Source organism: Pseudomonas sp. J452 (assembly GCF_024666525.1).
GTDB lineage: Bacteria > Pseudomonadota > Gammaproteobacteria > Pseudomonadales > Pseudomonadaceae > Aquipseudomonas.
In genome coordinates this window covers 3,679,837-3,700,008 of sequence record NZ_CP088294.1, presented here as the reverse complement: position 1 = coordinate 3,700,008, position 20,172 = coordinate 3,679,837, and the positions used below count along the sequence as shown (strand labels likewise).

Below are 20,172 nucleotides of genomic sequence, written 5' to 3'. Positions count from 1 at the left end.
ATGCATTCGCTATCTATGGGCGCAATGGACGCAGCTGCTGTGCGTCCGAATCGTTCGCTACTACTGTTGCTGTTGTTCACGGCATTGCTGTTTCTCGGCATGCCTGACGCACTGGCCCACGCTGTTGCCGAGGGCGACAAGGGCTTTATCCAGGAAAGCTCCGGGGTGATGTTACTGCCGTTCATCTACATGGGCGCTAAGCACATGATGACCGGGTACGACCACCTGCTGTTCCTCTTCGGGGTGATCTTCTTTCTCTACCGCCTGAAGGACGTGGGGCTCTACGTCACCCTGTTCGCCGTGGGTCATTCGGTCACCCTGCTGCTGGGTGTGCTGACTGAAATCAGCATCAGCTCTTACGTGATCGACGCCATCATCGGCTTCTCGGTGGTGTACAAGGCGCTCGATAATCTCGGGGCATTCCAGCGCTGGTTCGGTTATCAGCCCAATACCAAGGCAGCTACGCTGATTTTTGGCTTACTGCACGGCTTTGGTCTGGCCACCAAGATTCAGGAATACGAGATCTCGGCAGATGGCCTGATCGCCAACCTGATTGCCTTCAACGTCGGCGTCGAAATCGGCCAGCTCCTGGCCTTGAGCGCCATCCTGATTGTCATGGGCTACTGGCGGCGCACCGCCAGCTTCTGGCGTCATGCCTACACCGCCAACGTCGCCATGATGAGCGCCGGTTTCCTCTTGATGGGTTACCAGCTCACCGGCCTGATCGTCTCTCAGTAAGGAATTCTCAGCATGTTCAATACCCAGCTTCCGACCCAAAGCGAATTGCCTACCAGCCACCAACTGCTGCGCTCCACTGTGATCGCCGTGGGTGTTGCCGCAGCCTTACTGGTCACCGTGGTGATGCCTTCGGAGTACGCCATCGACCCAACGGGCGTTGGTCGCGTACTCGGCCTGACCCAGATGGGCGAAATGAAGATAACCCTGGCCGAAGAAGCGGCAGCGGATGCAGCGGTTCAGCCAGCTGCGGCTCCAGTCGCTCAAGCTCCCGCGCCTGTTCAGCCGGTAGTGCAAGAGCCTGTTGCAGCAGCACCTGTGGCCGAACCCGTAGCTGAGCCTGAGCCAGCCCTGAAGTCAGATGAAGTGACCGTCACGCTGAAGCCGGGCGAGGCCAGTGAAATCAAACTGGAGATGCTGGACAAGGCCACGGTCAGCTACGAGTGGACGACCAATGGTGTTCCGGTCAACCACGACACCCATGGCGAACCCTACAACGGCCCAAAGGGCTACTACCACAGCTATAGCAAGGGTAAGCAGATCAAGGGCGACAAGGGTGAATTCACCGCCATCTTCGACGGTACACACGGCTGGTTCTGGCGCAACCGCAGCAACCGCGACGTGACCATCACGCTGAAGACCAAGGGCGATTACCTGAGCGTTAAACGCGTGATTTAAGACAGATAAGCCCCTTCGTCATATGGCGGAGGGGCTCACCTGAACATTCAGAGCTATAGCTCCTGTGGTTAGTAACTCTTTCGTTTACCCCGTCGACGCATCAACCAATAGGCGGCAGGCAACACCAGCATGGACAGCAGCGGGGCTGTGATCATGCCGCCAACCATAGGTGCGGCAATGCGTTTCATGACCTCTGAACCCGCTCCGCCACCCCAGAGAATGGGCAGCAGGCCAGCGATGATCACGGCAACGGTCATCACCTTGGGTCTGACACGCAGGACAGCTCCTTCGCGAATTGCCTCCAGCAGGGCCGGATCGTCGCTGCGCCCTGCATCCACGCGCGCATGCCAGGCGTTCTTCAGATACAGCAGCATGATCACCCCAAATTCCGCCGAGACTCCCGCCAAGGCGATAAAGCCGACCCCAGTGGCAACCGACAGGTTGAAGCCGAACCAGTAGAGCAACCAGACACCGCCTGACAGGGCGAAGGGTAGTGTGGCCATGATCAACAGGGCCTCGCTGAAACGGCTGAATGTCAGGTAGAGCAGCACGAAGATGATCAGCAAGGTCGCCGGCACGACCCAAGTCAGGCGTGCATTGGCGCGCTCTAGGAATTCAAATTGACCGGAGTAGGAGACTGTCACCCCCGCAACCAGTGGCACACCATTCGTGACACGCTCCTGCAGTTCTCGCACAGTCGATGCCAGATCGCGACCGCGGACATCGACATAGACCCAGCCCGAGAGACGCCCGTTCTCGCTGCGCAACATCGGCGGCCCTTCTGTCAGACTGATCTGGGCGACGGTTCCTAGGGTGATTTGCTGGCCCACTGCGGTGAGAATCGGCATGCGCTGCAACGCTTCCGGGCTGTCACGCCACTCCCTGGGATAGCGCAGGCTGATCGGGAAGCGGGCCAGCCCCTCGACCGTTTCACCGATATTGCTGCCGCCTATAGCGCCCGATACCACCGCCTGCACGTCGGCGATGCTCAGGCCATAGCGCGCCGCGGCCAGGCGATCGATCTGGATGTCCACATAGCGACCGCCGGTCAGCCGCTCCGCCAGCGCCGAACTCACGCCAGGTACCTCCTTGGCCACGGCCTCAATGTCACGCGTTATGCGCTCAATCTCGGCCAGCGAGGTTCCGGAAACTTTCACCCCGATGGGACTCTTGATCCCCGTGGCCAGCATATCGATGCGGTTACGGATCGGTGGAACCCAGATGTTGGACAGCCCCGGGACTTTCACCGCCTGGTCCAATGCCTCGATGAGCTTCTCTGGTGTCATTCCCGGGCGCCACTGATCGCGCGGCTTGAACTGTACCGTGGTCTCGAACATCTCCAGCGGCGCTGGGTCGGTGGCCGTTTCTGCTCGACCGGCTTTGCCGAACACCCGCGCCACTTCCGGCACGGTAAGGATCATCCGGTTGGTCTGCTGCAGCAACTGACTGGCCTTGCTTGCCGGCAGGCCGGGCAGGGCAGATGGCATGTACAGCAGATCGCCCTCATCCATGGGTGGCAGGAACTCACCGCCTAGCTGGCTAAGTGGCCAGACGCTAGAGAGAAAAACCACTAATGCCAGCGTCAGCGTTGTTTTCGGCCAAGCCAGCACCGCTTCCAACACCGGCCGGTAGGCATTGATCAGCCAGCGATTTAGCGGGTTTTGCTGTTCGTTGGGGATATGCCCACGAATCCAGTAGCCCATCAGCACCGGCACCAGGGTGACCGACAGTCCGGCGGCGGCCGCCATGGCATAGGTCTTGGTAAAGGCCAGTGGGCCAAATAACCGGCCCTCCTGAGCCTCCAGAGTGAAAACGGGGAGGAAGGACAGGGTGATGATCAGCAGGCTGAAGAACAGCGCGGGCCCGACTTCGGCTGCGGCTTCGCCGATCACTCGCCAGTGCGCCTCGCCATGGAGGTGCTCATCAGGATTCCGGGCCTTCCAGGCCTCGATGTGCTTGTGCGCGTTCTCGATCATCACCACGGCTGCGTCGACCATGGCACCGATGGCGATGGCGATCCCGCCGAGCGACATGATGTTGGCATTGACGCCTTGGTAGCGCATGACAATGAAGGCCATCAGGATGCCCAGGGGCAGGGTGATGATCGCGACCAGCGACGAGCGCAGGTGCCAGAGGAAGATCAGGCAAACCAGGGCAACCACCGCGAACTCTTCCAGCAGCTTATAGCTGAGGTTGTCGATGGCGCGGTCGATCAGTTGCGAACGGTCATAGGTGGTGACCACCTCGACGCCGGCCGGCAGGCTGCCCTTCAGGCTGTCCAGCCTGGTCTTCACCGCGGCGATGGTATCGCGGGCATTTTTGCCGGAGCGAAGGATGACTACGCCGCCTACCACTTCACCCTGACCATCCAACTCGGCAATGCCACGCCGCATCTCTGGTCCCAGTTGAATGGTGGCCACCTGACCCAGAAGCACCGGAATTCCGCCTGCCGAAGCCCGAAGCGGCACATTGCGGAAATCCTCCAAGCTTTCTAGATAGCCTGAAGCCCGCACCATGTACTCGCGCTCTGCCAGCTCCAGGATGGCGCCGCCGGTTTCCTGATTGGCGCTCTTCAGCGCCGCTTCGACCTCCTGCTGAGTTACCCCATAAGCCACTAGCTTCTGCGGATCGAGCAGCACTTGGTATTGCTTGACCATGCCGCCGAGGGTGGCCACTTCGGCTACGTTGGGCAGGCTCTTGAGTTCGTACTTAAGGAACCAGTCCTGCAGTGCCCGCAGCTGGGCAAGATCATGCTGGCCGCTGCGGTCGACCAAGGCGTACTGGTAGATCCAGCCCACGCCGGTGGCATCCGGCCCAAGGGTGGTGGTAACACCCTCGGGCAGGCGTTCCTGCGCCTGATTGAGGTACTCCAGCACCCGCGAGCGCGCCCAGTAGAGGTCGGTATCGTCCTCGAACAGCACATAAACGAAGGAGTCGCCGAAGAACGAGTAGCCGCGCACTGTCTTCGCCCCCGGCACCGAGAGCATGGTGGTGGCCAGCGGGTAGGTCACCTGGTTCTCGACAATCTGCGGTGCCTGGCCGGGGAAGCTGGTGCGGATGATGACCTGGGTGTCGGACAGATCCGGCAGTGCATCCAACGGCGTGTTGCGCAGTGACCAGATGCCCAGGGCGGTGATGAACAGGGTCGCCAGCAGCACCAGAAAGCGATTGCCGATAGACCAGTGGATCAGACGTGCGATCATGGCTGATCTCCTTGATTGACCAGCCGCTCGACCTGCAGGCCAGAGTCCGTCTGGCGGACGCCGATACGCACTTGATCCCCGGGCTTAAGCCCAGCCGCTACTTCGGGGCTGGCCAGTGGAAATGCCATGGTCATACCGGGCATGTTCAGGCTCTCGAAGGGCCCGTGCTCCAGGGTGACTTCCTCAGCGTCCAGAGCACGAATCACACCATGAGACTCATGCAGCCCATTCGCGCTGTCCTGTTCCGCGTTGCTGGCCATGACGCCCTGAAGGCTGGCTTCCGAATCGATGAGGAACTGGCCAGAGGTGACGACGGCCTGACCTTCCTCTAGGCCAGACAACACTTCCAGGCGCCCATCGGCTTCACGGCCCAGGATGATTTCCTGGGGGCGGTAGCGCCCGTCACCGTTGGTCAGCATGACCAGCGCACGTTTGCCCGTGCGGATCACCGCCTCACTCGGCACCAGAAGTAAGGGCGGCTCGACATCGCTGTCCAAGCGCACGGCCGCGAACATGCCGGGGCGCAGCTTGCCTGCGGTGTTGGACAGTTCGCTGCGCACGGTGATCGTACGCGTCTGCGGGTCGGCACTCGGTAATAAAGCGATGATACGGCCTTGTAGCGGTTGCCCGGGGAAGGCTGTCAGGGTGGCCCGGATGTCGCTCCCAACCTGAACTGCTCCAGCCATCGCTTCGGGTATTGCCGCATCGAGCCAGACCGTGGACAGCCCGTTGATACGCGCCAGATCCTGCCCGGCTTCGACGGTCATCCCAGCGCGTACCTCCAAGGTTTGGAGCTCGCCGCTAATAGGTGTGGTGAGGGTTTGCACCGCCTGCAGTTTTCCGCTGTGTCGAACTTGTTCGATCAGTGCGCGCGGCATGCCCAGCAGGCGCAGTCGTTCCTGGCCTGCAGCGATCAGGCGGGCATCACCGGTGCGCAGTACCGCCAGGAACTCAAGCTGGGCTGCAGACCACTCGGGAATCAGGAGGTCGACGAGAGGCGTGCCGGCGGGCAGCACATCGCCCGGGGCACGTCCGTAGACGCGTTCGACGAATCCGCCAGCGCGGGCCTGAAGGTTCGCCACCTCGCGCTGGTTGTAGGCCAGAGAACCGACAGCCTCGATGCCGGAGGGAAGTACACCGCGGACCACCTTTGAGGTTCGCATTCCGAGGTTCTGCACGGCTTGAGCGGGGACGCTCAGGACAGACGGATCCTGCTCGGATCCTGCGTATTTAGGGACAAGCTCCATATCCATGAAAGGTGACTTGCCCGGTTTATCGAACCGCTGCTCAGGCTGCATCGGGTCGTACCAATAGAGCACCTTGCGCTCATCCGTCGGTGCGGAGCTAGGCAGGATCTCTTGTTTGGCCTGCCGCTGAGCCAGCCAGTAGCCACCGCCTGCCGCGCCAATGCCCACGGCCAGCAAGGCGACCGCAAAACCAAATGCCGATATCTTCATTTCAGGCCCTCCACATAGGCGTAGTAAAGGCTTGCGGAGAGCTGGCTCAACTTGCGCTGCTGTTCAATCTGCCGCAGCTGCGCCTCAATCAGGTCGCGCTGGGCGGTAAAAACGGAAGTGAGTTGGCTGTTACCGGCTTGGTAGGCGGCCAGCTCGAGATCGGCACGCTTGCTTGCAAGCGGGATCAAGGTTTTTTCGGTGCGCGACAAGGTCCTGCGCAGTTGCTCAAGCTCGGCAATACCGCCTTCCAGCTCAGCCTGATGGGCGCGCAGTAATGCCTCCTGCTCGGCTTCCATCTGCGACACGCTTTGTTGTCTGGCGTTGATCTTGGGCCCCTGACGTGTGCCTACGAACAACGGCAGGTCGAAGGTGAATTGCACCATCACCATATCGCCGAACTGGTTGTCGCGATTGTTATAGGCAAACTCGACACCCCAATCGGGAGTCTTTTCGGCGATGGCCTCGTACAGCTCGGCGCTAGCCTCGCCGACTCGGGCGGAGGCAGCGCGCAACTCAGGGTGTGAGGCAATGCGTTGCTGCAAGTGCGGTGCCTCCAGGCTTAGATTGGGAACACCTCCTTGCAAAGGCTGGTCAGCCTCGTTGCCTATCCAGCGGCGCAGATTGGCACGAGCTACTGCCGCATCGCGATTCAGCTCGTCTCGCCGGTCCTGTAATGCCAGAGCTTCCTGGTCGGCCTGCAACAGCTCGCCAGGCTGAGCACTATCGCCGGCAATCAGCGATTGCACGGTCGAGCGAAGCATCTCGATCTGACGGTCCAGTTGATCGAAGAGGCCAACACTGCGTTCGGCGTAGTACACGTCCAGCCAGCTCACTGCTGTCTGGCGCTTGATCTCCAACTGCATGGCACGCTGCTCTGCCTCGGCTCGGACAACTGAAGCCTCGGCCAACTGGCGCCGAGCCTGACGCTTGTCACTGTTGGGGACTTCCTGCATGAGCCCAATGCGGCGCATGGTCATAAAGTCCCGATTCAGGGTGTAACGGTCCGGTCCTTCGATGGGCAGGTTGTCGACACCGAGGATCAGTTTAGGGTCAGGTAGGGCAGCAGCAGGTTCAACTGACTGTTGTGCCGATACGACCTGCGCTTTTCGCGCGAGGTTCTCGGGGGCGCTCTGCTCAGCGAGTGCCTGCGCTCTTTCGAAGGTCAGGGGCTGCGCCTGAGCGGCAACCCAAGGAACTACCGAGAATGCGGCAGCAAACACGCCGAGATAGCCACGGCGTGTGAAAAGGAAAGCGGACATGCTTTCGCCTCCAATGCGATTGATCGAGGTCAGTACCACGAAACGTGGTCGCGACAATGCGCCTGACTTTAAGGCGCGGGATGATCACTGCATTAGACGAAACGAGGAGGGCGCCAGAGTCCTGCAGGCTCTCGCTTAATCACCGACTGGGTCAGCAATATTTCGGGGCGTGAGGGGAGGGGGGATATGCTCTTGATCACGGCGGTCTGGATAAGTCCTCCAGTCTTGCATTCCTGCCCGGATTTGCAGGGGGACTTACTGGCCAGCCCATCGGACTTGTCCATCTGCTCACAGCACGAAGCATCAGCCGTTGCATGGTCCTGATTATCGGCGCTCTGCATCGGGCAAGGTTGTGCCGGCATGCTGAAAGCAACACCGCCGAAGGTCGGCAGCACGAGGCTAGCAATCATTAGCAGGATCAATCCAATCCGACGCACAGCAATTCACCAGGCGAGGCAATAGGCCGACGATAGCAGATTGCCCCAACGCATGAACGCTCCTTTTGACGATAACAGCACTTCGTTGATTTGGATCAAATAGAGTGTCATGCAGGGTAGGGGCGGGAAGCAAAGCAGAGGGACTATCAATTGACTGCATCACAGAGCGCCAGCTGGCACGGCAAAGCCTGGATATCTCCAGGCTTTGGAGTGTTTTTAGGGCAGGCAGGCAATCATGATTGGCACCGCCACATGGCTCACCAGATCACTATTGGCATTAACCACGACTTGACGGTGACTACACCTGATAGCCACGTCACGGCCCGAGCTATTTGCATTCAAGCGGGCGTAACTCATCGAATCGAAGCAGTTGAAGTTATTTCGATTTACCTTGATGCCCTTTCTGAGGAGGCACGGGCATTCAATGCCTCTACGAGCATCTTGCCTATCGATGCGCAAAAAATTTTGTCTCTGCAGAGACTGTTGGCAACTCCCAATATCACCGCACAGCAAATGCGGGGAGCGGTACGCCAATTTCTTAATCTCACCGATCTGCCGATCATCGATCAACGGCTACGGCTTGTCCTTGAAGCCTTGAACGAGCCCACCAATGGCAGACAAGAACTGGCCGATCTGATGCACCTGTCAACGACTCGCTTTTCTCATTGGTTTGTTGAACAGACCGGCTTGCCATTGCGCAGCTACCGTAAATGGCTTCGCCTGGTCGCAGCGTTACAACTCATTACGGTTGGCCAAAGTCTGACTCGGGCCGCCCATGCAGCGGGATTTTCGGATTCCGCACACTTTTCCCGAACCTTTCGGAGCCTATTTGGCCTCGATCCTTCTTCAGCTCTGAGCCAGGTCAGTCTCAGCAGCTGAGATCAGCTTTTTTGTTCAAGCCAGAACTATGGGGGCCGCTTAACGTACGGTCTTCAAGAAGAGGGCTGCATGATGAGCAATTACTTCAGGTTCATGATCCGCTGGTTCAGCTATCCCGTCATCTTTGGAGGTACGGCTGGCTGGATGATTTGGCAGCTTTACGAGGGCTTGCCATATTGGCCCAGCACAGCCCTGATAGCCGTAGTCGGTATTCTTCCGGTCGTCATGTTGGAGCGTCTGCAGCCATTCCGGAAAAGCTGGCTTGCCGACCACCACGATACACTGACCGATCTGCTTCACCTGATCGTGAATCTATCTGTCATCCAGTTCACCGCTGCGGTTCTGGCTCGGCTGGGCGATTGGGTGCCTGACGCTGCGCGTACCTTCCCAACGGATCTGCCGCTGTGGTGCCAGCTACTCATCGTAGCCATGGTTTTGGATCTCAGTCTCTATGCCATGCACCGATTCAGCCATTTGGTACCGTGGCTATGGCGCTTACACGAGCCCCATCACAGTGCAGAACGTCTCTATTGGATGAATGGCGAGCGTCGACATCCACTACACGCAGCAATTATGGCAGGCCCTGGGCTCTTGGTGCTCTTCGCGATGGGAACGCCTTCAGCACTCGTCGCAACCTGGTTTGGCATCCTGACAGTGCATCTCGCATTTCAGCACTCCAACCTGGACTACTCGCTAGGCTGGATGCGCAATGTGATTGGCGTCGCTGAGACACACCGCTGGCACCACAAGCGGGAGTTCGAAGATGCTCAAGTTAACTTCGGCGAGTTCCTGCTTCTGTGGGATCACCTGTTCAGAACATTCTATGGCGGGACAGACAAGCTCGGCGATGCACAGGTAGGACTGCAAGAGCGTGACTACCCGACAGGGTATCGGGCTCAACTGGTAGCTCCGTTTAAGCGGATTTCTCAAGCTCGTAGGATTCGCAAAAACCACTCGGCGAGCTAGCACAAGAGCCCGGCAACCTGATCCGTGGAAGGCAAATTCCAGTCCCGGAACAGCCTGCTTTCAGCTATAACGAGGCCGAACTCATCCGCTGTGGTGTCAGGAACATAGTGTTGATTAGGCGTTCAAGGCAAAAGTGGGGCTCTTACAGATTGGTACTTCTAGCGGCTTCAAGCGTACAAAATTACGTGCCAAAGAGGATTCTATAATCGCTCTATAATCCGCTATAAAGCTCATTCTAGAGCGACTGCAGTCTAGCCTTTGACCGGAGACAGCTCACGCCCCGGTGAAGGCTAAAGTCGATCAGTTGGCCGCATGGGCCACGCCCCAAGTTTCCTCCCAAACAAGAAGTGAAGTTCCACCCTGCCTAACACGAAAGCCTGGCCAGAACTCTGGCCTGCAAAAGATCGTAAATTGGAGACTAGTCGCCAGGAGCCGTTAGAATGCAATGTATGAGACCTGCGAGCTAAGTCCAACATTCGCAAAAGGCGAAAGTAATGGCAAAAGACGGCATATCGCTAATGGACGTGCGAATAGCGCGAGAGGAACTCCTCAGGCAGGGCTTGAAGCCATGCGTCCGCAATATCCAGACGAAGGCTGGGGGCTCAAATACTGCCATACAGACGCAGTTGCTCAAGTTGGACACGATGAGTAAAGGCGAGTTTTTCGGTGAGCAGGGGCTGCTCCAAAAAATTTTCCAGGACGCTCAACGCCAACTCCTAGACGTGTTCCAGGAAGAGGTTGCCATTGCTCGAACCGAGGCACAGAGCAAAGTCGAGGAGTTACAGGCCCAACTGAATATATATAGGTTATCTAGTGAAACACTGCTGAATGAGCTCACTCGCGTGCTCAAGGAGAATGAGAATGCCGTCAGTGCCCTGACCAAACTGTCGGAGAGGCATGCCGCAGCTACCGAAATGGTTCGCAAGCTTGAGGTAAGACTGGATGCGAAAACACGCGATCTGATGCTCTTGAATAGCGAAATCGCTGACACGAGGCAGACGCTCGAATTGCGATTTCAGCAGCATCTGGAATACGTTCAGGAGTCTGAGGAGCGCCAGCGAAAAGATTCAGCGGGATTTGCGACCAAGCTGATAAGCCTGCAGGCGGCACACGAAAACGTCTTAGCTGCTGCTCAAGCTGAGTTCAAAGCCCTACAGAAGCAGCTAGCTAAAGTGGACATCGATCGAGTAGCCCTGAGCCTTGAGTGCTACTTACTCTCACAGACGACTACTGTGCAGATCGCCGACCGCGACCTGCAACTAATCACCCTTAATGAGGATTTGAAATCTGTGCGCGATGAGCTCTCTAAAGCCCTGGAGAGAGAGGCAGCGCAAAATGCAGCGACAGAAGCGAAGTAAAAGTAGCTGTTGCAACTCGGTCAGAAGAGTGATTGCGAGGTGCAATAATGCCGTGAGGGTGTCTCCTTGGAGTCTCAAATTTGTCGAATCATAGAAGGTGGAGTTTCAAATTTGGCTTCCAAACTGCTCACGATAGAGGTGTTCAGGTGCTTTTTGTTTCAAATTCACTCGATCACAAGGACATGGGTTTAAACAATCTCTGCGCCGTATATGTAATTTAACATAATATACATTATGCGAAGCATGATATAGACCAGTACAGCTACCTCTCGTCAGCCTGGCAAAGTGACAGCATTGCGGCTCGGCTTCGCTGACCTATGGTGTTAATAGATTTATCGGCCGTATGGCCAATCGGGCTCCTGTAGTCCGCGTTTGACGCCTAGTTTTCAAGGACGGAAGCAACTTTCCTCTCCGCCGCATTTGGGCCTGGACGCTCGTCTTTCCTGATTGTGCGCATCGCATTGTCCGCATCGATCCCATTTTGTGCACCGAGTAGTTCCATGCCCGGTCTGCGCGCCATCTATGCATTAGGCCGGGCATCAGATTACCTCTGAGGAGTTCAGCTCATGCCTTCCAACCTGAGTTATCCAGGCGTCTATATCGAAGAAGTGCCCAGCGGCGTGCGCAGTATTACCGGCGTCGCTACCTCGATCACGGCGTTCATCGGTCGCGCGCTACGCGGTCCGGTCAATGACCCTGTGCGAGTCCAGAGTTTCGCCGAGTATTCCAGGCTGTTTGGCGGTCTCTGGCAGCCAAGCACCCTGAGTTATGCGGTGCTGCAGTTCTTCCAGCATGGCGGCAGCGACGCCTTGATCGTTCGGGTAGCCAACGCGGCTGTTAGCGCGACGCTTGAGCTACCAACTGCGGGCGGTTCGCTGCTGCTCGAGGCCGCCAGTCCCGGCGTCTGGGGCAGCCGCCTGCAGGCCACGGTCGATCACCTGACGCGCGATCCTGCCGATCCGCTGCTGTTCAATCTGCTGATCGAAGAGCTGGACCGGCCCGGGGGCACTGTGACTGTTGCGTCTGAGGTGTTTCGCAACCTCTCGGTCGATCCGCTCAGCCCGCGCTTTGTCGACACGGTGCTCAACGAGCAGTCCGCACTGGTCAACGTACAGGCCTCGGCACCGGTTGACGAAAGCCCCACCGACGGCACGCTGACCGTAGCCAATGACGACGGCACAGCCACGGCGGCAGGCGTCCTCGGTGAGGATGGCGACCCCATCGGAGACGCCGAAATCACTGGCGACGAAGACCAGCGCACTGGCATCTTCGCGCTGGATGCGGCCGACCTGTTCAACCTGTTGTGCATTCCTCCCCTCACCCGTGACGCCGACCTCGATCCTGCCACTTTGGCGGCGGCGGCGAGCTACTGCCAAACGCGCCGCGCGGTACTGATCATCGACGCCCCTGCGGCCTGGACCGCAAGCCCGAGTACGGCCATCAGCGACGCCGAGGACGGGGTGAACGCGCTGCGCGGCACGATCGGCAACGATGATGCGATCAACGCGGCGGTGTACTACCCGCGTCTGCGCATGGCCGATCCGCTGTCCGAGAATCGCCTGGCCGAGTTCGCTCCCTGCGGTGCGGTGGCCGGGATCATGGCGCGTACCGATGTGCAGCGCGGCGTATGGAAAGCCCCAGCCGGCCTGGCGGCCTCGTTTTCCGGGGTGCAGGGCTTCAGCTACACCATGACCGACCGGCAGAACGGTGTGCTCAACCCGGTGGGCCTCAACTGCCTGCGCAGTTTCCCCGTGGCCGGTCATCTGGTCTGGGGCGCGCGCACGTTGGCGGGTGCGGACCTGTTGGCTTCCGAGTGGAAGTACGTGCCGATCCGCCGCCTGGCGTTGTTTCTCGAGGAAAGTCTGTTCCGCGGTACCCAGTGGGTGGTGTTCGAGCCCAATGACGAGCCGCTGTGGGCGCAGATTCGCCTGAACATCGGCGCCTTCATGCAGGACCTGTTCCGCCAGGGCGCATTCCAGGGTTCCAGTCCGCGCGACGCCTACTTCGTCAAATGCGACCGCGAAACCACCACGCAGAGCGATATCAATCGAGGTGTGGTGAACATTCTCGTTGGCTTCGCCCCGCTCAAACCCGCCGAGTTCGTGGTCATCAAGCTGCAGCAGATGGCCGGCCAGATCGACGTCTAGGAGAACCAGACCATGGCTCAGTTCAGCGTCAACGCACAGCGTTTCGATCCGTACAAGAACTTCAAATTCCGGGTGAAGTGGGATGGCCGCTATGTCGCCGGCATCAGCAAGGTGGGCGCCCTCAAGCGCAGCACCGAGTTGGTCGAGCACCGCGAAGGTGGCGACCCATCCACCTCGCGCAAATCGCCCGGGCGCACCAAGTTCGAGGCCATCACCCTGGAGCGCGGTGTCACCCATGACACCGAGTTCGAAAAGTGGGCCAACAAGGTGTGGAATTTCGGTGCCGGGCTGGGTGCCGAGGTATCGCTCAAGGACTTCCGCAAGGACCTGATCATCGAGGTCTACAACGAGGCCGGTCAGCTCGCCCTCGCCTACAAGGTATTCCGTTGCTGGGTGTCGGAGTTCCAGGCGATGCCAGACCTGGACGCTAACGCCAATGCGGTGGCCATCCAGACCATCAAGCTGGAAAACGAGGGCTGGGAGCGCGACTACGACGTGAGCGAACCCAGCGAGCCCAGCTACACCGAGCCGGCCTGAACAGCATGTTGCCGCTGACTTCAGCACAGCTGCTGGCGCTCTGGGAGCATGGCGCGGCCCGGCATCCGCTCGACCGCGCGCTGCTGCTCTTCGCCCAGGCCGCTCCGCAGTTGCCGGCAGAGAGTCTGGCGGACCGGCCGCTGGGCGAGTGCCATGCGGCCCTGATGCGCCTGCGCTGGCGCAGCTTCGGCAGCCGCATGCCGTTGTGGCTGGATTGTCCCGCCTGTGGCGAGCGTATGGAGTTCGAGCTGCTGCCGGAGCAGTTGCCGCCCATGCAGCCACCTCCCGATTCCATTGAAGTGGCCGGGCAGCGTTTTCGTTGCCCAACCAGTCGCGATCTGGCTGCTGTTGCCAACCTCACCGACCGGGAGTCGGCCGCGCAACAACTGCTGCTGGGCTGTGCCGAAGATGCATGCGTTTCGGACATCCGCCGTGAGCTGGTTGAGGCGGCACTGGAGGATGCCGACCCCTGGGCCGATCTGTCGCTGGCCTTCCAGTGCCCGACCTGTGGCCAGGGTGGCGAGGCCTGTTTCGATGTGGCGGGCTATCTGTGGGAAGAAGTCGATGTCAGCGCCCGCCAGCTGCTGAACGAGGTTCACCTGCTCGCCCAGGCCTACGGTTGGAGCGAGCCCCAGATCCTGGCACTCAGCGCCACGCGGCGCAGCGCCTATCTGACCAGGGTGGCGCCATGAGTGGCCTGTTCCAGCGTCTGGCCGCACAGGCCAGCGGTCAGCGCGGCGCTACCCTGCGTTCGCCTGCGGCACTGCCCTATCAGAGCGCCCCGGAGCGAGTGGAGCCGCTTGAGTCCAGTGCGGATCAGCCGGATTTGCCGATGGTGCAAGCTACTGCGACGGAGCAGCCAGTTTTTGCTCCGGGGAGCGAAACCGCCGCGAGGCTGCCCGCCCGCCCACCGCATAGGTTGCCGGACAGCGAGGCGATGAATTCGCAGGTACCGGATAAGCAGACGCCCGCCGTCGCCCCCCGTGCTTTTCAGGCACATGACGAACCAGCGACGGCGTCCCCCCTGTCCAACCGGGCGCAAACGGATACGCATGCTCCCTCCTCGCTGGCTGTGCCCCCTAGTTTGATAACGCAGCCGATAAGAACGGCAACGGCGAACCACTCTGCGCAGCAAGCGGATGCCGCTTCCCCACAAGGTCCGAGGCAAACAGCCGCAGGGCATGCGCCGAGCCCGCTGGCTGGCTCGGCACACAATCAATCAGCCGTGACCGAAGAACCTGTCTTCGAGGATGACAGCGGCACCCTGCCCTTGCCGGCCACCCTGCTCTCGCCGCGCCCGGTTGCGCCCAGGCAGGCGGTTACTGCCGTCCCGCTCGCATCGCCCCCCCCACCGCACCCAGTCCGCAGCCGGACGAAGTGCATATTCATATCGGCCGCATCGAAGTCACTGCCATCCAGGAAAGTGCGCCGAGCAAGCGCACGTCACGCAAAGGCGCGGCACCGTTGTCGCTGGATGACTACCTGGCCAAGCGCAAGGGAGACGGTCGATGAGTACCGCCTTGGCTCTGGCCGGCGTCACCGCCGTGCTGCGCGACCGGCTCAACGATGGCCTGGTCAACCATAATGTCGCCGGCATCCTTGGCAGCACAGTGAGCGTCAGCGTGCTGCCGCCCGACCGCGTGGTGCCGGCCGATGGCACCGAATCCAGCCAGCTCAACCTGTTCCTTTATCAGGCAATGCCCAACGCCAGCTGGCGCAATCAGGCGTTGCCCTCCCATGACTCCGCTGGCCGCCAGCGCCTGACCAACCAGCCGCTGGCCCTGGACCTGTACTACCTGATTTCCGCCTACAGCGGCGGCGATCTGCACGCCGAAATCCTGCTCGGCTATGCCATGCAGCTGATGCATGAGTTTCCGATCATCACCCGCGAGATGATCCGTACCGCCCTCACCCCCTCACCCGACCTCGGCGTGGTGTTGCCGCCAGCCCTGCGGGCGCTGGCCGAGTGTGGTCTGGCCGATCAGTTCGAGTTGCTACGTATCACGCCGCAGACGCTCAACACCGAGGAAAGCTCCAAGCTGTGGTCGGCTACCCAGTCCAGCCTACGCCCCACCGCTGCCTACCAGGTATCCGTGGTGCTGATCGAGGCCACCCGCCCTGCCCTCGCCCCCTTGCCGGTGCTGACGCGCGGAGAGGTCGACCCGCTCTCGGGGCGCGAGCGTGGCGTGGTGGTTTCGCCCAGTCTGATCCCGGCCCTGCCGACCCTGGAAGCCATCCTGCCAAGTGGAGCCCAGCCGGTGGCCCGGCTCGGGCAGAGCATCGTGCTGCGCGGCCACCACCTGAACGGCAGCGACCGTGAAGTGCGCATCGGCAACCCCCGCTATGAAGTGAGCGAAGTCCTGGCCGCCAGCGGTGCCAACCTGGGTGAGCGCATGGAACTGCTGATCCCCGTGTCGCGCGCGGATGACTTCCCGGTGGGCGTCTATGAGGCGAATGCGCGGCTGATCCGTCCCGGGGAAACGCTCGCCAGAGAGAGCAATCGCCTGGCTTTCACCCTCGCTCCGGACATCACCAATCTGCCGCAGAACGTGGCGCGTGACGGCGACGGCGATGCCCTGGTAAGCATAGAGTTCACTCCCGAATTGCGCGCCGGTCAGCGTGCCACTCTCTTGGTCGGCCAGCGCGAGGTACCGCCACAAAGCTTCGCCGCACCGACCGACACGCTGGATTTCCTGATCGAGCAAGCCGAAGTCGGCGAGCACCTGGTGCGCCTGCGCATCGATGGGGTCGACAGCCCCATCGTCGATCACGCCACCACGCCGCCGACCTTCCTCAATCTGCGGCTGACCATCACATGAACGCCCCGGCAGCCATGGACTGGTCGAGCGCCAACCAGCAGTTGCTGGCGGCCGAGTTCGCCCGTCTGCGGGCCTTGCTCGACGGCAGCGACGCGCAGGATGAGCGGATGCGCGGCGCAGAGCTGCGTGCGGCAATGAGCGCGCCGCCGGCCATCGATACCCTGGCACAGCTGTTCGAACTGAGCGACTTCGAGCGCGACCTCCTGCTGCTCGTCGCGGGCGTCGAGATGGACGCCCGCCTGGGCCCGCTCTGCGCCCAGGCCAATGGCCAGGCAGGCCGCCCCTGGGCGACGTTTGGTCTGGCCATGAGCCTGTTGCCCTCCGCCCACTGGGATGCTCTGGTTCCGTCGGAACCGCTGCGCCGTTGGCGCTTGCTGGAGGTGGACGAGAGTAGCGGGCTAGCCAGCGGACGCGTACGCATGGATGAGCGCGTGTTGCACTACCTGGCGGGTCTCAACCATCTGGATCAGCGCCTGCAACCCTTGCTGTCGCCACTGCCGCCTCCCGGATTGATGTGCCGGGCGCATGCTGCTGTCAGTGCGCACGCCTGCAGCCACTTGCAGCGTGATGGCGCCAGGCCCAGAGCCATCCTGCTGGCCGGCGATGACCCGCAGGGGCAACAGGATGTCGCCGCCGACATTGCCCGGCGTCTGGGCGTCGCGCTGCATTGTCTGCGCGCCGTGGACATTCCCGCCACGGCCCACGAGCAGGCAGCACTGGCCACGCTCTGGCAGCGCGAGGCCGTCCTGCTCGGCAGTGCTCTGCTGATCGAACTACGCGATGACGAGAGCAAAACACTGGAACGCTTCGTCGAACGTATTGGCGGACTGCTGATCATCGCGTCACGGGCGCCCCTCGCGCTGGATGGCGAGGCGTTCATCGTCGAGCGCCCCGACGTCCCCGAGCAACGCCGGCTCTGGCGCGAGGCCCTGGGTCAACGGGACGACGAACTGGCGCCGACCCTCGACAGCTTGGCCGGACAATACCGCCTCGGCGCGCGGCGCATCGCCAGCATCGCGGCGCGGCTTGGCGCAGAGCTCGACCTGGCCGAGCTGCACCGCGCCTGCCGGGCCGATGCACCGAGCATGAGCGAACTGGCTCAGCGTATAGAAGCACGGGCCGACTGGGACGATCTGGTACTGCCCGAAGCGCAGCGGCGGATCCTGCAGCAGATCGCCGTGCATACCCAGCATCGCCTCACCGTGCATCACGACTGGGGCTTTGCCGAGAAAAGCTCGCGTGGCCTGGGCATCGCCACCCTGTTCTGGGGCGACTCCGGCACCGGCAAGACCCTGGCCGCCGAGGTGCTGGCCAATACCCTGGGCCTAGTGCTCTACCGCATCGACCTGTCGGCCGTGGTCAGCAAGTACATCGGCGAAACAGAAAAGAATCTGCGCCGGGTCTTCGACAGCGCCGAAGAGCTCGGCGCCATTTTGCTATTCGATGAGGCCGATGCGCTGTTCGGCAAACGCAGCGAGGTCAAGGACAGTCACGACCGCTACGCCAACATCGAAGTCAGCTACCTGTTGCAACGGATGGAGTCCTATCGCGGCCTGGCCATCCTCACCACCAACCACAAAGCCGCGCTGGACAGCGCCTTCGCCCGGCGCCTGCGCTTCGTGGTGCACTTCCCCTTCCCCGACCAGATCCAGCGTGAGGCGCTCTGGCATGGCGTGTTTCCGGCGGCGACACCGCTGGAGCCGCTGGACTACCGCAAGCTGGCGAACCTGTCCGTACCGGGCGGCACCATCCGTAACATCGCCCTCGGCGCCGCCTTCCTCGCCGCCGAGGGCGGAACGGCGGTGGGCATGCGCCATCTGCTGCGGGCCGCGCATATCGAGGCAGGTAAACGCGACAAACCGATTTCCGATGCGGAAACACGGGGGTGGGTATGAGCCGTGTCGTGCTGCATATCGATCGCCTGGTGCTGCGTGGCATCGCCCCAGAGGACGCCGCCACATTCGCCGAAGCCTTGCAGGCCGAGCTGCAGCAGCGTCTCGCCGCTGACGGCGGGCTGGCGGCGCTACAGGGCCATGAGCGGCAGGCACGTTACCGGCCTGCCCCCATCCGACTCGCGCCCCACACCAGCAGCGAGCAGTTTGGCCAGGCGGTCGCCAGTCAGTTGCTGCCGACAACCGAACGAGGTGCGCCATGAGCCTGGGGCGAGTCGAACAGCTGAACCCGTCGCCCGAGCACTCAGGGCTATTGCTGCAACGCAAATGCAGCTGCGGTGGCCAGGCCTCAGGGCTTACCGGTGAATGCACGGAATGCGCGCAGCGCCTGCAGCGCAAGCTGGCCATCGGCCCCGCAGACGATCAGTACGAACGTGAGGCTGATCGAATTGCCGAGCAAGTCGTGGGCGGATCACCCGGCAATGCTCCCACCGTGCACCCGGCCACAGCCACACCGCTGCGGCGCAAGTCAGACGATGGCGGCGCCGGCGGCGCAGCTGTACCGCCAGTAGTTAATCAGGCGCTGCGCTCACCTGGGGAACCACTGGGCAACGACGCGCGCGCGTTCTTCGAACCGCGCCTCGGCCACGACTTTGCCAAGGTGCGCGTGCATACCGACGGGACTGCGGCAGCGTCGGCCAGAGCGGTCCAGGCCCGCGCCTACACGGTCGGCCAGGACCTGGTGTTCGCGGCCGGTCAGTACGCCCCCCATAGCCAGGAGGGCAAGCGCCTGCTGGCCCATGAGCTAACTCACGTCACGCAACAGAGCCAGGTCCTACGCAGGGCGCCGGCTGCCAAAGCGCCTGCCGACCCGCTGTGCGAAACCTTCAATTTCGCTAGCGCGCGCAAGGCAGTCGAGGCGCAGGCCAAGAAAGCGAGTAAAACCGCTGACCTGTTGCCATTGATCCGTGCGCTCAAGCCGATCCGCCGTTGCGCCACGGCCAAGCAGCAGACCGAGGTCAAGGACAGCCTGAGCAGCAGCCTGTCCACAGCCAAGGCCGACGAAGCCTGGGCGGCAGCCGGTACCGCGTTTGGTGGCTATGTCGGCTTCTACCCGGGCTATGCCCCCGACGTCAAAACGCATCTGGACAAGCTGGGCACGAGCGAGTCGCTGAAGTCCAATACCTTCGAGTTGTCCAGTGAAGGCAAGACGCACAAGACAAGGGCCAAGAAAGCGGGCGCCGGTGACGTGGCCGATCTGGAGCGCACCGACATCGTCTATTTCCGTGGCCATCAATACGCCCAGTACAAGGCGCCAGGGCTGTTCGCCAATGGCGATGAGAGCAAAGGCTTCGACCTGCGCTATGTCGAGAAGAAAGGTGGCTTCGGCAACGTCAAGCTGATGATCAGCACCAGCTGCGCAACCTTGTGCCAGGAGGCTGCCTCTGTGTTCAGCGGCCTGTTCCCCAACGCGGTGATCCTCGGCTACCGCAAGTCGGCCCCTCTAGAAGGAGCAGCCGTGCGCGCCGACCTGACCAAGCGCATCAACGAACTCAATCGCCCCCTGCTGCTCGATCAGCCCGTCGATGTGGCGGCGATCATTGCCATCTGGAAGTCGGTCGTGGAGTCGCGCCACAAGGGGCAGACCGCCCCGCAGCCGGGCATCTACCAGGGCGGAACCGTGACCTATTGGGATGGTTCCGCCTGGCAGACCGTCACCGCAACGGATGCGAAGAACAACGCCTGCAGGAAAAAAGGAGACTTCAGTGATCAGTACCCGAGCCCTTGAGTCTATGGGTAGCGTG

At 61.3% G+C, this 20,172-nt stretch carries 16 protein-coding genes; 13 read left to right on the top strand and 3 right to left on the bottom strand.

Features of this window, described 5'->3' with window-relative positions; genetic code table 11:
* Together LRS11_RS16670 and LRS11_RS16665 are read left to right on the top strand one after the other, a co-directional pair.
* The gene (locus LRS11_RS16670) at positions 1-738 is read left to right on the top strand and encodes a HupE/UreJ family protein (protein WP_026088460.1); all 738 of its coding nucleotides are present in this window, start codon (positions 1-3) and stop codon (positions 736-738) included.
* Between the two features lie 12 nt (positions 739-750).
* Positions 751-1,413 (top strand): hypothetical protein, encoded by a 663-nt coding sequence (locus LRS11_RS16665; protein WP_017675694.1) that lies wholly within the window; start codon positions 751-753, stop codon positions 1,411-1,413.
* A gap of 68 nt (positions 1,414-1,481) precedes the next feature.
* Here LRS11_RS16665 and LRS11_RS16660 read toward each other — a convergent pair whose 3' ends face one another.
* Genes LRS11_RS16660 through LRS11_RS16650 form a run of 3 tightly spaced genes read right to left on the bottom strand, consistent with a single transcriptional unit; the run spans position 1,482 to position 7,332 of the window.
* Positions 1,482-4,616, bottom strand: a complete 3,135-nt coding sequence (locus LRS11_RS16660; protein WP_260494021.1) for an efflux RND transporter permease subunit — start codon at positions 4,614-4,616, stop codon at positions 1,482-1,484.
* The gene (locus LRS11_RS16655; protein WP_260494020.1) at positions 4,613-6,073 is read right to left on the bottom strand and encodes an efflux RND transporter periplasmic adaptor subunit; all 1,461 of its coding nucleotides are present in this window, start codon (positions 6,071-6,073) and stop codon (positions 4,613-4,615) included. The genes LRS11_RS16660 and LRS11_RS16655 overlap by 4 nt, the downstream gene beginning before the upstream one ends.
* A complete protein-coding gene (locus tag LRS11_RS16650) occupies positions 6,070-7,332 on the bottom strand; it encodes a TolC family protein (RefSeq protein ID WP_260494019.1) in 1,263 nt (420 codons plus the stop codon). Before LRS11_RS16650 ends, LRS11_RS16655 begins: the two co-directional genes overlap by 4 nt.
* A gap of 587 nt (positions 7,333-7,919) precedes the next feature.
* Between LRS11_RS16650 and LRS11_RS16645 the strand changes: the two genes are divergently transcribed.
* From LRS11_RS16645 to LRS11_RS16595, 11 genes are all read left to right on the top strand, one after another.
* Positions 7,920-8,648 carry an AraC family transcriptional regulator gene (locus tag LRS11_RS16645; RefSeq protein WP_260494018.1) on the top strand — a complete coding sequence of 243 codons (729 nt, stop codon included), beginning with the start codon at positions 7,920-7,922 and terminating at the stop codon, positions 8,646-8,648.
* 69 nt (positions 8,649-8,717) lie between these two features.
* On the top strand, positions 8,718-9,614 hold the full coding sequence (locus tag LRS11_RS16640) for a sterol desaturase family protein (RefSeq protein ID WP_260494017.1): 897 nt from the start codon (positions 8,718-8,720) through the stop codon (positions 9,612-9,614).
* Between the two features lie 494 nt (positions 9,615-10,108).
* A complete protein-coding gene (locus tag LRS11_RS16635; RefSeq protein ID WP_260494016.1) occupies positions 10,109-10,972 on the top strand; it encodes a hypothetical protein in 864 nt (287 codons plus the stop codon).
* A 566-nt stretch (positions 10,973-11,538) separates the two neighbouring features.
* Positions 11,539-13,119, top strand: a complete 1,581-nt coding sequence (locus LRS11_RS16630; protein ID WP_260494015.1) for a phage tail sheath C-terminal domain-containing protein — start codon at positions 11,539-11,541, stop codon at positions 13,117-13,119.
* Positions 13,120-13,131: 12 nt separating this feature from the next.
* Positions 13,132-13,656 (top strand): phage tail protein, encoded by a 525-nt coding sequence (locus tag LRS11_RS16625; protein WP_260494014.1) that lies wholly within the window; start codon positions 13,132-13,134, stop codon positions 13,654-13,656.
* A gap of 5 nt (positions 13,657-13,661) precedes the next feature.
* Positions 13,662-14,348 (top strand): hypothetical protein, encoded by a 687-nt coding sequence (locus LRS11_RS16620; protein ID WP_260494013.1) that lies wholly within the window; start codon positions 13,662-13,664, stop codon positions 14,346-14,348.
* A gap of 685 nt (positions 14,349-15,033) precedes the next feature.
* Complete coding sequence (locus LRS11_RS16615) at positions 15,034-15,168, top strand: hypothetical protein (RefSeq protein WP_260494012.1); 135 nt, start codon at positions 15,034-15,036, stop codon at positions 15,166-15,168.
* On the top strand, positions 15,165-16,475 hold the full coding sequence (locus LRS11_RS16610; RefSeq protein ID WP_260494011.1) for a DUF4255 domain-containing protein: 1,311 nt from the start codon (positions 15,165-15,167) through the stop codon (positions 16,473-16,475). Before LRS11_RS16615 ends, LRS11_RS16610 begins: the two co-directional genes overlap by 4 nt.
* Complete coding sequence (locus tag LRS11_RS16605; RefSeq protein WP_260494010.1) at positions 16,472-18,370, top strand: AAA family ATPase; 1,899 nt, start codon at positions 16,472-16,474, stop codon at positions 18,368-18,370. The genes LRS11_RS16610 and LRS11_RS16605 overlap by 4 nt, the downstream gene beginning before the upstream one ends.
* Positions 18,367-18,630 carry a hypothetical protein gene (locus LRS11_RS16600; RefSeq protein WP_260494009.1) on the top strand — a complete coding sequence of 88 codons (264 nt, stop codon included), beginning with the start codon at positions 18,367-18,369 and terminating at the stop codon, positions 18,628-18,630. Before LRS11_RS16605 ends, LRS11_RS16600 begins: the two co-directional genes overlap by 4 nt.
* A complete protein-coding gene (locus tag LRS11_RS16595) occupies positions 18,627-20,156 on the top strand; it encodes a DUF4157 domain-containing protein (protein ID WP_260494008.1) in 1,530 nt (509 codons plus the stop codon). Before LRS11_RS16600 ends, LRS11_RS16595 begins: the two co-directional genes overlap by 4 nt.
* Positions 20,157-20,172: the final 16 nt, after the last annotated feature.